This is a genomic window from Pseudomonadota bacterium (assembly GCA_039033415.1).
In the GTDB taxonomy this organism is placed as follows: domain Bacteria; phylum Pseudomonadota; class Gammaproteobacteria; order Xanthomonadales; family SZUA-38; genus JANQOZ01.
In genome coordinates, this window is the sequence record JBCCCR010000006.1 from 121,010 (window position 1) to 133,250 (window position 12,241).

General features: G+C 62.3%; 11 protein-coding genes. 3 read left to right on the forward strand and 8 right to left on the reverse strand.

The features are described from left to right. Positions 1 to 13: 13 nt before the first annotated feature. The 6 genes from AAF358_06420 to AAF358_06445 all read right to left on the reverse strand — a co-directional run bounded on the left by AAF358_06420 (position 14) and on the right by AAF358_06445 (position 8,234). Positions 14 to 1,453, reverse strand: a complete 1,440-nt coding sequence (locus AAF358_06420) for an aldehyde dehydrogenase family protein (protein MEM7705169.1) — start codon at positions 1,451 to 1,453, stop codon at positions 14 to 16. Between the two features lie 71 nt (positions 1,454 to 1,524). After that, positions 1,525 to 3,495, reverse strand: coding sequence for a hypothetical protein (locus AAF358_06425; protein MEM7705170.1), 1,971 nt, complete (start codon positions 3,493 to 3,495; stop codon positions 1,525 to 1,527). A 155-nt stretch (positions 3,496 to 3,650) separates the two neighbouring features. Beyond that, positions 3,651 to 4,211, reverse strand: coding sequence for a shikimate kinase (locus AAF358_06430; protein MEM7705171.1), 561 nt, complete (start codon positions 4,209 to 4,211; stop codon positions 3,651 to 3,653). Then, positions 4,208 to 5,197: an NAD(P)-dependent oxidoreductase gene (locus AAF358_06435; protein ID MEM7705172.1), complete on the reverse strand. Its 990-nt coding sequence runs from the start codon at positions 5,195 to 5,197 to the stop codon at positions 4,208 to 4,210. Before AAF358_06435 ends, AAF358_06430 begins: the two co-directional genes overlap by 4 nt. Further along, positions 5,194 to 5,868 (reverse strand): hypothetical protein, encoded by a 675-nt coding sequence (locus AAF358_06440; protein ID MEM7705173.1) that lies wholly within the window; start codon positions 5,866 to 5,868, stop codon positions 5,194 to 5,196. Before AAF358_06440 ends, AAF358_06435 begins: the two co-directional genes overlap by 4 nt. A gap of 194 nt (positions 5,869 to 6,062) precedes the next feature. After that, positions 6,063 to 8,234, reverse strand: coding sequence for a TonB-dependent receptor (locus AAF358_06445; GenBank protein MEM7705174.1), 2,172 nt, complete (start codon positions 8,232 to 8,234; stop codon positions 6,063 to 6,065). Between the two features lie 239 nt (positions 8,235 to 8,473). On the opposite strand from AAF358_06445, the gene AAF358_06450 reads away from it, so the two are divergent. After that, entirely contained in the window at positions 8,474 to 8,959 is a 486-nt protein-coding gene (locus AAF358_06450; GenBank protein ID MEM7705175.1) for a fasciclin domain-containing protein, read from the forward strand. 30 nt (positions 8,960 to 8,989) lie between these two features. Here AAF358_06450 and AAF358_06455 read toward each other — a convergent pair whose 3' ends face one another. Together AAF358_06455 and AAF358_06460 are read right to left on the reverse strand one after the other, a co-directional pair. Beyond that, positions 8,990 to 10,192, reverse strand: coding sequence for an FAD-binding domain-containing protein (locus AAF358_06455; protein MEM7705176.1), 1,203 nt, complete (start codon positions 10,190 to 10,192; stop codon positions 8,990 to 8,992). A gap of 42 nt (positions 10,193 to 10,234) precedes the next feature. Next, positions 10,235 to 10,615 carry a DUF2256 and DUF3253 domain-containing protein gene (locus AAF358_06460; GenBank protein MEM7705177.1) on the reverse strand — a complete coding sequence of 127 codons (381 nt, stop codon included), beginning with the start codon at positions 10,613 to 10,615 and terminating at the stop codon, positions 10,235 to 10,237. Positions 10,616 to 10,658: 43 nt separating this feature from the next. On the opposite strand from AAF358_06460, the gene nei reads away from it, so the two are divergent. Then, positions 10,659 to 11,498: an endonuclease VIII gene (gene nei / locus AAF358_06465; GenBank protein ID MEM7705178.1), complete on the forward strand. Its 840-nt coding sequence runs from the start codon at positions 10,659 to 10,661 to the stop codon at positions 11,496 to 11,498. A gap of 43 nt (positions 11,499 to 11,541) precedes the next feature. After that, positions 11,542 to 12,054 (forward strand): glutathione peroxidase, encoded by a 513-nt coding sequence (locus AAF358_06470; protein MEM7705179.1) that lies wholly within the window; start codon positions 11,542 to 11,544, stop codon positions 12,052 to 12,054. Positions 12,055 to 12,241: the final 187 nt, after the last annotated feature.

The window sequence follows — 12,241 nt, forward strand, 5'->3', positions numbered from 1 at the left end:
CCCCTCATCACCGCTACAGTTCGAGCGAACGAAGCACGGCCATCTTCGAGACCTGCATCTCTTCAAAGGTGAACTCAATACCGCCCACCCCGTGGCCTGAGGTACGCAGGCCGGCAAACGGCATCCAGTCCACCCGGAAGGCCGTATGGTCGTTGATCATGACCGCGCTGGCGTCGATGCCGCGGTAGACCTTCATCGCGGTATCGATACTGCGGGTAAAGACGGCTGATTGAAAAGACACGTCGAGGGAGTTCGCCCGCTGGAGCGCCTCGTCCTCATCAGCCACCGAGTAAACGCAAACCACCGGACCAAAGACTTCGTTGCCGCTGATGGTGGCGCCGTCGGGCGGGTCCAGCAGCACGGTCGGCTGGTAGCAGTTGCCGTCGATCCGGCCGCCGCCGGTTACCAGGGTGGCTCCGCCCTCAACAGCTTCCTTGACCCAGCCGTCGATACGGTCGACCTCACCCGGATCGATGAGCGGTCCAACCTCGGTGTCCGCGCTCCGCGGATCACCCACCGTCATCTGATCGGCTGCCGCCGCAAGCCGGGTCGCCAGGTCCTTCGCCACGCTCTCGTGGGCGTAGACCCGCTGTACGGAGACGCAGACCTGACCGGCGTGATAGAAGCCGCCTTTGGCCAGCAGCGGCACTGCCGCGTCGAGGTCAGCGTCCGCGGCGAAGATCACCGGCGCCACGCCGCCATGCTCCAGGGCACAGCGCGCGCCAGGCGCGAGCTTCGAGCGGAGCATCCAGCCGACGGCCGAGCTCCCGATGAAGCTGAAGAACCCGGTCCGTGGGTCGCTGACAAGTTTGGTGGCCAGGGAGTTGCTTTCGGTCATGGCAATCTGGCACCACTCGTCCGGCAGGCCGGCCTCGCGAAGCATATGCACAAAGCGAAAGCACGAAATTGGCGTCGCCTTGGCGGGCTTGACCAGCACCGGGCAGCCGGCGGCCACCGCGGGTCCCACCTGATGCACGATGAGGTTCAGCGGGTGATTGAACGCGCTGACGGCCACCACCACGCCGATCGGTTCATGGATCGAAAAGGACAGGCGGTTGGCTGAGGCGGCCGACACGCCCATCGGGTACTGTCGACCCGCCTGGTTTTTCAGCCCGTCCACGCAGAGGTGAACGCCTTCGATCGCGCGATTCACCTCGACAATCGAGTCGGGCAGTGGCTTACCGCCCTCGGAGGCCGCGGTGAGCGCCAGCTCGTCCGCCCTCGCGCGCATCAGTTCGGCGACCTTTTCGAGGATCTCGATCCGGCGAGTTACCGGGAGCCATTGCGATCGGTCCCGGTACAGCTCGTGGGCTGTGGCCATTGCCTTTTCAGCCAATTCCTCGCCAATGGTCTCCACCGTGGCCAGCAGTTCGTCATCAAAGGGGCAGCGGACCTCGATCTGGCCAGCGGGCTCCCCGCCGCCGGCAACGGTGTGCGCGAGATGTTCGGTCATGGAAAAGGCCTCATTCTTGTTTGAGGCCCTAGTCTACTGCAGGACGCTGACCCGGTCCCAGTGAGCGCTGGTCAGCGCGTTTCGAAACCGTCGCCGAAAATACGCTCCACCGGCGCGGCAGCCCTCAGTGTGGTGGTGCCAGGCACCGAGCCGAGATCGATGCTCAAACGGACCGGCTGTTCGGTGGGGGGTGACGCCGCGTCGAAGCCGAAGCTGACGAGGCCACCCCAGGATAGGTTCCCGCTGGCTGGCGCCAGGAAGTCAACCGAGTTGCTGTCGATAGTCAGCTGCCAGTCGTTGCCGGGATCCGGGTCACCGTCGGTGAAGTACGCGGCGTCGATGTCTGCCCCCGCGCTTAAGGGTATGGAGGCGCCCAGAAAGCCTCGGTTGTAGTCAAAGCTCATGAGCGTGTAGCGATAGCGGAAACGCCCGCCCGGCAGCGGCGTCACTTCGCTGGCGAGACGGTAATGCCCTTCGGGTCCCGCCGCTTCGTCCGACGTCTGGTCTGCGGTCGGTGCACCGTGATCGACAAACCGGTTGAGGACCGGGCCGCCGACAAACGTCTGACTGCAGTTGCCGTTGGTGCAGGGGAAACGCCAGATCCCGTTGGCGCCCAGCCCGGGCACAAACTCGGGACTGATCTCCTGAAAGCCCATCGAATCAAATACGTCGGCGTCATCTCGCACCAGGTACCAGGCCTCCAGGAAGTAGCGGGCCGCCGGGTCCTGAAGATCAGCCTCCTGTACGACCAAGCGCCGATCGAACTCGTCGGTGGGCGTATTGCGGCACCAGGAAGCGTCGTGCGGGAAACCGCCGGGGTTCAGCGTATCGCACCGACCGTCGCCGTCGCCGTCCCAGATCGAATCGACGCTCTCCCACAGGGCCTGCGCGGGCACCACCTCGCTCCGCGGACCCAGGACGTCCCGGTCCGAGTTGTTGCCGACCCCGTAGAGGTCCGTGCAGCCAGCGCCAACGATCCTGCCACCGGAACAGCTGCAGCTCCCGTTGATCGAGTTCCAGGCGTGTTTCACCGCCGACCGACCGAGCTGCTCCAGCACGCCGTCTGTTAGCCGGTAGACGTTCCAGACCAGCAAACCACCCTGATCTACGCCGTAGGGCTGGCAATGGCCGCTGCCGTTATCCAGGCAGTCGGGATCGTCGTTCTGATCCGGCCCCTCATTACCGATCACGCTGTCGGAGCTCGGCACGGTGAACATGGAGTACCAGGGGATGTCGGCATTGCCGATATTGCGGAAGAAAGCGGACGGCGTGATGGCGACCCGGCCGCCGGCTCGGCTCGTCGCCGTCTCCACAATTTGGTCGATCGCCTGCATTTCGAGGTTTGCTGCAAAGCCGGGAAGCGTTGGCCAGTTGGGGCTAGCGCCGCAGGCCGTCTGCTTGGCTGCCGCCGCCCGCTGCGGCGCGATGACCTCCAGCGACAGGCTCACCTGCCCGACATACTGACCCTCCGCCTCGGCGCCGCCGATGGCAACCGCCAGCGCGGGGCCGGCAAATGCGTCCATGATGTGGGCATTGAGGCGCGACGCGGTCGGCAGATATTCGAAGTGTCCATAGCGGAGCGTCAGCGCTACCTGGCCGCCCGGCAGCCGCGCCGCGAGGGCCGTGTCCCGGGTACCGGCAAGCGGTGTGAGCCGGAGGTTACGCAGGTCGACTCGCCCCCCGGGACCCGCAAGCACCGATCCTCCGTCGAGCAGCAGCGAGCCGCCGCGGAGCCGGTTAAAGCGACCGAGCGTCCCGTCAAACTCCAGCGTGCCGGTCCGGCTGATTGGCACATCGAGCTTCAGCCTGCCGCGGCCATCAGCCTGCGGTTCGTCTGCTCCCTCCGTTTTGAGACCGAGGTTTTGCAGTGCTTTGGCGTCGAACCACCAGCTCGCCTTACCGCCGACGGCAGACCACAGTGCCTCCTCCGCCGGTGCTGGCCAAGGCAGCGCCAGCAGAGCCGTGAGGGCCACGCCGGCCAACAGAGTGCGCGTAAGCTTGGCCGGTCGGGCTTTCCATTGGATGTACGGTGAGTGGTTCATCGACAACGACAACTCAATCGGAGAATTCAGTGAGTAGTTTAGCCCGCCGCCGCCGGCGTGCCGTTAAGGCAGGTTACTTTCGTCGGCCGCCTGCTGCCCTTGGTCAGAGTCTGGCTCAGAGTCCGGTTCAGTATCCGTACCGGAACCCGATTGCTTCAAAGGTCAGCACCCGCGTCGACCAGCCCGCGGTAGATCAGCTCGGCTGCGGCCTGGGCGCTGTAGCGATCCGTGTCGACGGTCAGCAGCGGTTCGGGCAACGCGGGAAAATCGAAGCCACCGGCGCGCTCAATCTCCGCGTACAGCTTCGGGTCCGTCAACTTGCCAAACTCGTGCCGGCTGGCGTTGTCCAGGCGCCCTAGGAGCGAATCACGACTGACCGTCAGCGCCACAAAATGCACGTGGCCTGCGGGACCGTGCGGATCGGTGACCGCCGCAGTCAGCTGATCGATGAGCGCCGGGTCGACGCTGGCCTCTGGATGGAAGGTAAAGATGAATGATCGGCGGTGCCGGGCGGCTGCCTCAAAACAGCTTCGCCACAGCGCCGCCCGCAGCTCCTGAAATCCCGGCGTACCGAATTCGAATAACGTGCTGGCCGCATCGACGGCAAGATGGTTGTGCAGCAGCGGCAGACCGGTGAGTTCACTCAGCGCCCGACCGATGGTGTATTTGCCGGCCGCCGCCGGGCCGTGGATGAATACCAGATCCATTGAACTCACTCAGTCTCTACCGGGTAAGGACCCTCATCGAACGACTGGTCGTGATAGCCCTTACTGCCCACAGTCCGCGCCAGCTCGCTCCGAGGATCGCGCCCTTCGGCCAGCGCCTTGAGCACCGTTTCAAAACTGTATTTGGGTCGCCAGCCCAGGATCGAGCGAGCCCGCTCGTTGACGTAAACCCGATCGAGCGTCGGAAACATCTTCCAACCCAGCTCCTGATAAATCGCCTCAAACGCAGGAATCCGCCGCTTCAGAACCGCCGGCGCGTCCCGGCGCAGCAGTTCCAGGTCTTCCTTGAGGAACGGCGTGGTTGCGCTGATGATCAGACGCTCGAAGTCCAGCTCAGGCGCCTTCTCCGCCGCGAGCAGGTGAGCGTCAACGATATCCGCGATATCGACTCGGCGGTGCAGGTACTCATTCGCCTTGGCGTTGGCGTCCTCATAGGATTCCCGGATTTCCCGGCTGTCGTCTTCCTCGGGGAAAAACCGCGAGGTGCGCAGCGCCAGACACGGCAAGCCGAAGCGACGCTGGAATAGATGGCAGAGGTCCTCCGCAGCGGTTTTGGTGGCGCCATAGATATTTTTGGGCACCGAGGGCATCTGCTCGGTGATCCAGGCCGCAGGCTCGCCGGCCGGAGGCTTCAGATTGCCCCCAAACGCGCTGGTGGTGCTGGTAAAAATGAAGGCATTGACGCCAGCACGCAGGGCCGCCTCCAGCAGCGTCAGCGTGCCGGAGATATTGGTATCTACAAACTGCTGGCGGCTGTGGGTGGCCACATGCGGCTTGTGCAGGGTGGCGGTGTGATACACCACCGACACGTCGCGCATACACTCGGCCACCAGCTCGGGATCGTCGACCGAACCCTCGTGTGAGGTAGTGTATGAAGGGGTCAGATCCAAGCCGACAATGCGGCATTCCCCGGTCAGTCGGCGGACCAGTGCGTCGCCCAGATGGCCGCTGCTGCCGGTGACCAGGACACCGCTCATTGCGCCGCGCTGGTGACCCCGAGTGATACCTCAGCAAAGCGGCCCAATCGACCCTGCCGGTTCGCGCGAAGCTGACCCAGACGCTGCCAGCCAGCGATCGCGTCCTGCTCGCCGCGACGATGGGTGTCGTCGAGCAGGATGACGCAATCTTTAGCGAGCTGGTCCTGCATGACGGGCACCAGGCCGTAGCGCCCTCCAGAGGTGGAACTTGGCGGGCCATCACAGACCACTAGACGAAACGGATCAACGATCTGGGCAGGTGCCTGATACCACTGAAAGTTGTCATAGTCGGTGAGCGGTGCATACCGCATCTGAACATGCTCGAACCGCAGAGCCTCGAGAATCCGACACAGGTAGTCGTACCAGTCGCGGTTGTGTTCCAGCACGCGTATCGGCGTTTGTCGGTGGCGCGTCAGGGCCCCCATCAGCAGGGTTGTGGCTCCGGAGCCACACTCCAAGATAGGGCCTGGGTTACGGCCGACGTGGCCGGCGACAAAGTTCAGGTAAGAAAAGCCCGCGGCGTAACCCAGGTTGCCCCAGGCGAGCGCCAAGCGGACCACGTCACCGCGCGCCGGCAGCTGACCCCGCTGGGCACCGCGGGTCAGCCTGCGACACGCCGCGGCGAGCGCGCGCGATTTCAGTGGGAATGTGGCCGCACGAAACTGTTTCATCACCATGGAAGGTCCCCTCCTGGTTGAGTCTTGTGAAGTTGTCGTTTTCATATAGCCGCAACATTGATCGGCTATGCTTCGCCCCGCATCAGATGGCAGTCTGATGCAGATGGACAATTCAGTTTGACCCTCCCCGCTTGCCCGGCGCTCTCGCCGGGCATTTTTTTTGCGGGATTACAGCTTCGCGCGTTGTCTTATTCCCACCGACCCCGGAATGTCAGGCCCCACACTCGAGGCTCGTTGACGAAGCCGGTGTTGTTATTGAAGTCGATACCACCAATCAGGTTTTCTTCGTCGGTGACGTTACGACCGAACAACGAGAAACGATACTGATCGTTGTTCATCGAGTAGCCAACTTCCAGACCCAGCTCGGAGTTACCGCTGTGGTTAAACTCGCGGCTCTCGTAGATAAAGATCTCCGTGCGTCCGGTCCGAACGTAGTCGAGGCCAAAAAACACTTCGTTACCGTTGCTCAGCGGATAAACGTAGTCCGCCGTCACGTTGAACGTCGAGCGCGGCGCGTTGGGGAACGGGTTGCCGTCAACCTCGGCCACAAGACCGGCCGGTGACATCACCAGCGGATCGGTGGGGGTACAGATCTCGGAACCACAAACCGGCACCAGGAGGTTGGAATCCTCGATTTCGGTGTAGTTATAGGCATAACCGGCGGCGATCGTCAGATTCTCAGAGGCGGCCCACTGGATGTCGGCCTCGATACCGTACCCGGCACCGCCCTCGACGCTGACGAGCTGAACGTTATTGCCGGTGCCGCCGACAGCGGTCAGCTGCAGGTCTTCGATATCGTAGACGTAAGCCGTGACGTTCGCCCGCAGCTGGTCATCAAACAGCTGACTCTTGACGCCGAACTCCAGCGAATCGATGATCTCGGACGCGGCGGTTGACGGCTGTCCGCCAAACGCAATGTCCCGGCCCTGAATCGACGGGCCGCGGAAGCCTCGTGCGTAGCGGCCGAACACGTTGACGTCGTCGTTGACGCGGTAAGTCAGGCTGATGTCGCCACTGAGCTCATCGTCTTCAAGGTTAGTGGTCGGCACCGGAGCACCGGGGTTGTTAAACGCGTTGAGCTCTTTTTCGTCATTGGTATAGCGAATGCCGGCCGTCACCGTAGTGCGGTCATTGAGGTCCCAGGCGCCCTGTGCGAACAGCGCCCACAGCTCATCATCGCGCGTGATGGTCGACGGCGGCACAAAGCCCGGGTCGGTGACGTCAGTCAGCTCACTCTCGAAATAATAGAAGCCGGCCTGCCAGCGGAACGATTCAGCGGTGTCGCTGGCCAGTCGAATTTCCTGGGTGAACTGATCGGTGTCGGCCGTGCCGCCGGTAGCTGAAGGAAAGGGAATCGGCCCGGGAAACTCTACCGGCAGAAAACCCGCGCCAAACCCGCCGTCGATGTCGCCAAACGCCGTACGTTCGCCGTCATCGAAGCCGGTGATGGACGTGAGCACCATGTCACCCAGATCCCAGTTAACCTTGGCGGTGAAGCCCCACTGCTCCATGTCGCCGATCGCCTGGCCGGCATCGTGGTAGACGCCGTCGCGGTCGAAGTTCTGATTCAGGCGATTGCTGCCCGGCGTCAGGATGTTGGCCCGGAAATAGGAAGCGGGACCGTCCAGATCGCGCCACCGGAGGGTAAACAGCGCGTTCAGATCGTCACTCGGTTCCCACAGCAGCTTGGCGCGCAGGGCGAACTCTTCGTGCCCGCCTTCGACGTCGTCAGCACCGGTAAACAGGTTGTCGATCCAGTCATCGCGCCGGTTGGCGAGGAAGGAGATGCGACCGGACAGCGTCTCGGACAAACCGCCACCGATGCCGCCCTCAGCAATCACGGTGCCTAGCCGGCCAACCGTCAAACCGAGATCGGCCTCGAATTCCTGGCTGGGCCCTTTTGAGTCGATCTTCACCAGACCTGCTGTCGTGTTTCGGCCGAAGAGCGTTCCCTGCGGCCCCCGAACCACTTCAACCTGGTCGATATCGAAGAGCGGGAAGCTTTTCAGGATCACGTTTTCCATGACCACATCGTCCATGATCACCGACACCGGCTGCGATGCGGCGTTATCAAAATCGATGTTGCCGAGGCCACGAATGTAAAAACGCGGCGCGACGCGACCGTTGGAAGACTCCACATAGAGTCCCGGGACGCGCGCTGACAGCGCCAACACATCGGCACCGCCAGACAAGACGGCAGTCACCGTACTGTTGTCTAGCGCGGCGATGGAAATCGGCACGTCCTGAAGGTTTTCAGAGCGTTTCTGGGCTGTTACGACAATTTCTTCCAGAACCTGCGCAGAGGCGGTGGAGCTGAGGCCTACAGCGATGGCTGCGGCGAGGGTGGTCAGTCTCTTCATGTCCATGCTTTTCGGAGTCTCCTGCAGCGGATGACGGGGATTGGAAGCGGGCGAGTATACCTAATGCTGAGCGGCTTTTGGGGGAGTGGCGCGGCGTCCAGAGTGTGACCAGCACCACCCTCAATAGATTCACGGCAATTTCATGTACATCAAGGCGCTCGTCACGTCGGCTTAACCGCAAAAGCATGATCTCCGGGTTCTACTCGCCGCTCTTCCCAAACCTGATGAGAGCATCACTCATGAAATTTCTTCTTGCTTCTGTTCTGACCGCCGTGATGGCGTTTCCGGCCCTGGCGGGTCACCACGAAAAGAAAGACATTGTCGACACCGCTGTTGCCGCAGGCAGCTTCGAGACGCTGGCCGCAGCCCTGACCGCCGCTGGCCTGGTCGACGTGCTGAAAGGCGACGGCCCGTTCACGGTTTTTGCGCCCACCGACGCCGCTTTTGCCGCTCTGCCGGCCGGCACGGTCGAAACGCTGCTGAAGCCCGAGAACATCGACCAGCTGAAGGCGGTTCTGACCTATCACGTGGTGGCCGGTAAAGTGAAAGCCGCTGACGTGGTTAACCTGACCGAAGCTACCACCGTCCAGGGCAGCCCCGTGAGCATCGCCGTGGAAGGCGGCACCGTGAAGGTGAATCAAGCCACCGTGACCGCGACGGACATCATGGCCAGCAACGGCGTGATCCACGTGATCGACGCAGTGATCCTGCCGCCGCAAAGCTAAGCCAGCTTGCCTTTCGAGTTTCCCGGAGCTTCACGCTCCGGGAAACTGCGACAGATCGGCGACAATCTCCGGGATCCGCTGCCGAAACTGGAAAAACCCTTTCTTGCAGTAAGGCCAGCACACTTCATCCCAGCGCCGGCTGATCTCCTTAAATCGAATCCCTGCGTCGGCCAACCGGTTGGACAGGTCGTCGATTTGCGTACGTCCTGGCCCGACGGGGCAGCGGCTCATGACCACGCTGGCCACACCGTGGTCTCTGGCAAACGCCACCACTTCACCCACGTCGGCCAGTGAGCTTGACGCTCCCACGCCAAAGCGATCGTTCAGCCTCGCGGTGGCGTCCGACAACGCGCCGCCGCTGAAAGAATCCGCGACGTCACCCCGCAGCTGATTTGACTTGAATCGCCGCAGCGACAGCGATCCGATAGCCGCAACCTCGCAACCGGCGTCCAGCTCTGGACGGAATAGGTCGGTTTCCGTCAGAAGAAACACGGCACGACCGTCAATGACATCCCGCTGATGCTCAACAGCGTTAAGCGCGGGGCGCTCCACGTCCGGAAGCTCGCCGGCGCTCTGAGCGAGCCCAGGCGTCTCCGAGAAGCGTCCCTCGGTGAAGCGGCGAATATTGTCTTCGCGCGCGAGATAGGTTTTGCCGACCGTTTGAAACCCCGCCACCCAGCGCCACGACAACGTATTTGACGCTGCGTCGCCATCGACGAGATGGCGCAAAAACCAGTCAGCACCGCGCTCCCAGGGCAGCTTGAGCGTAAAGACCCAAATGCTCGCAAACCACATGCGGGCATGGTTGTGCAGGTAACCAAAGCGGGTCAGCTCATCAGCCCAGACGTCAAAACACTCGATACCCGTCTGGCCGGCGGTCGCCCGCGCCACGGCTTTTTCCAGTGCCGCCGGCAAAGGAGCGCTCAGGGTTGCCTGATAATCGTCCCAAACCTGACGATGCTGCTCCAGCCAGCCACGCCAGTAGGTGCGCCACATCACTTCGTCGACGAACTTCTCGGCAGCATCCAAGCCGTGATGATCCATCGCAGCCTGCACAACCTCCCAGTCGCTCAGCAACCGATGGCTCAGCCACGGCGACAAACACGAGACGTTGTCCCGACGATCCGGACCCAGGTCGAAGTTACGATCGCGCTGGTATCGGCGACCAGCGCGCGGCAAAAAAGCGTCCAGCCGCTCAAGGCCGGCTTGTCGGCTCGGCAAAAATTCGATCATAGAGGGATCTCAAGGGGATGCGGTGATGGGCCCGTCAGCCAGCTATTTCACCAGGCGCAAGCGCACCGGGCCTTTTGCCCTGGAGGGATCGATGGGGCGTCCCCGCTGAAGGATTTCCAGTCGCCCCACGTGGTGAAGCCGACGGGCAGCCATCCGCGTCCGTTCCATCAGCGGCCGCCAGTTGTCCTCATCGGGTGCAACGCGTCGCGCGGCCTCGCTCGGACAAATAGTGGCACCGGCGGCCCGCTCGCTTAGCAGCGTCACGATCGCCGCCTCCAGCTCCTGGTCCTCGTCGCGGAGCCCGCTCTGGCTGCAGGCTTTGGAGCAATACCGCACCTGGTCCCAGTCTCGGGCCCACTTTTTGCGCCAGGTGATGACCCGGCCACAGACCCGACAGTTTTTTGATTCTCTCTCTCGGCTCATTAACGTTCACGAAGCGGGGACAGTTGCTCTGATTCCATGAGGCATGCCTGAGGGTCCAGAAATTAAACGTGTGGCCGACAAGCTGGCCAAAACCGTGCTCGGGGAGCCGCTGGAAACCGTGTGGTTTGCCCATCCCGACGCGCAACGACACGCGGCAGCACTCACTAACAGTAGGGTCATCAGCGTGAAGACCAGGGGAAAGGCGCTGCTGACCGCCTTTGACTGTGGTCTCACGGTTTACAGCCACAACCAGCTCTACGGGCGCTGGTATTTTGTGGCGCGAGACCGGCATCCCAACACCCGGCGAAGCTTGCGGTGGCAGCTGGAAACGGAGAACCGTGCGGCGCTGCTATACAGCGCCTCCGAGATCCGGGTGCTCGAGTCAGACCGCCTGCAGGAGCACCCGTTTCTTGCCCGCGCGGGCGTTGACGTGCTTTCCGATGATCCGACGCCCCAGCAGCTGTTCAAACACTTTCGCCAGCCGCGGTTCGCCAGGCGGTCATTGGCCGCCCTGATGCTCGACCAACATTTTGTTGCCGGCACGGGTAACTATCTGCGGTCGGAAATCCTGTTCTGCGCCGGGCTGCCGCCCGATTGTCGTCTGGCGGATCTCAGCGACGCTCAGGTGCGAAAGCTGGCCAAACAAACGCTGCTCATCACGCAGCGAAGCTACGAAACCGGGGGCATCACCAACGACCCCAAAATTGCCGCCAAGCTGAAGAAGCAGGGATTCAAGCGGGCAGCGCTGCGGCATTTTGTCTTCGCGCGCGCGGAGCTTCCGTGTCACCGCTGCGGCACGCTGGTGAGGCGCATCGAAGCCTCCGGTCGGCGGCTTTATTACTGCCCCGTCTGCCAACCTTCACAAGCGGTTGACCGGGCGTGAAATACCGTTCGCGGTTTTTGGAGACAGCACCATGCAAAGCCTAATGGGAATACTGCTACTGGCCGCCTCCGGCCAGAGCTGCGATCTACTCAACCACGATTTCCGTAAGCTCGCGTCCGACGATTCTGTCAACCTGTGCGAAACCTACGAAGGTGACGTACTGCTGCTGGTCAACACGGCAAGCAAATGCGGCAATACGCCTCAGTACGACGGTCTGGAAGCCATGTATGAGGAATACCGCGAGCAGGGTTTCGCCGTGCTGGGTTTCCCCTCCAACGATTTCATGGGTCAGGAGCCTGGCACCGAAGAGCAGATCGAGGAGTTTTGTCGTCTGACCTACGGCGTGGAGTTTCCGATGTTCGAGAAGACCTTGGTCAAAGGCGGCGACGCACATCCGCTTTTCAAGCAGCTCGCGGCGGCCGATAAAGCGCCGACCTGGAACTTCCAGAAGTACCTAGTTGGGCGCGACGGCAAGTTAATCCGGAGCTTCACGCCCCGAACGCAGCCGAACGATCCTGAACTCGTCAAGGCCATCCAGGCGGCAATCGCTCGCTAGAAAACCCAAACCTTTTTCGAAAAAGGCGCTGGCCTGCGGGTTCAGCGCCTTTTTTTTGCGGTCGCCATGGACAAAAAGGACGACGTCCAAACGTGCGGCAACGCGTTTAAGGGAGAAAATTAAGGAATGCCGCGGGCGTAGCTTTGTAGAGGGAGGGGACCCGACCGAGGGAGGGGAGAATGGGGAG

Excerpts from the sequence above, each read along its gene's own strand:
- nei (MEM7705178.1), top strand. The coding sequence starts at position 10,659 with ATGCCTGAGGGTCCAGAAATTAAACGTGTGGCCGACAAGCTGGCCAAA.
- AAF358_06460 (MEM7705177.1), bottom strand. The coding sequence starts at position 10,615 with ATGAGCCGAGAGAGAGAATCAAAAAACTGTCGGGTCTGTGGCCGGGTC.
- AAF358_06420 (MEM7705169.1), bottom strand. The coding sequence starts at position 1,453 with ATGACCGAACATCTCGCGCACACCGTTGCCGGCGGCGGGGAGCCCGCT.
- AAF358_06470 (MEM7705179.1), top strand. The coding sequence starts at position 11,542 with ATGGGAATACTGCTACTGGCCGCCTCCGGCCAGAGCTGCGATCTACTC.
- AAF358_06455 (MEM7705176.1), bottom strand. The coding sequence starts at position 10,192 with ATGATCGAATTTTTGCCGAGCCGACAAGCCGGCCTTGAGCGGCTGGAC.
- AAF358_06450 (MEM7705175.1), top strand. The coding sequence starts at position 8,474 with ATGAAATTTCTTCTTGCTTCTGTTCTGACCGCCGTGATGGCGTTTCCG.
- AAF358_06440 (MEM7705173.1), bottom strand. The coding sequence starts at position 5,868 with ATGAAACAGTTTCGTGCGGCCACATTCCCACTGAAATCGCGCGCGCTC.
- AAF358_06445 (MEM7705174.1), bottom strand. The coding sequence starts at position 8,234 with ATGAAGAGACTGACCACCCTCGCCGCAGCCATCGCTGTAGGCCTCAGC.
- AAF358_06435 (MEM7705172.1), bottom strand. The coding sequence starts at position 5,197 with ATGAGCGGTGTCCTGGTCACCGGCAGCAGCGGCCATCTGGGCGACGCA.
- AAF358_06425 (MEM7705170.1), bottom strand. The coding sequence starts at position 3,495 with ATGAACCACTCACCGTACATCCAATGGAAAGCCCGACCGGCCAAGCTT.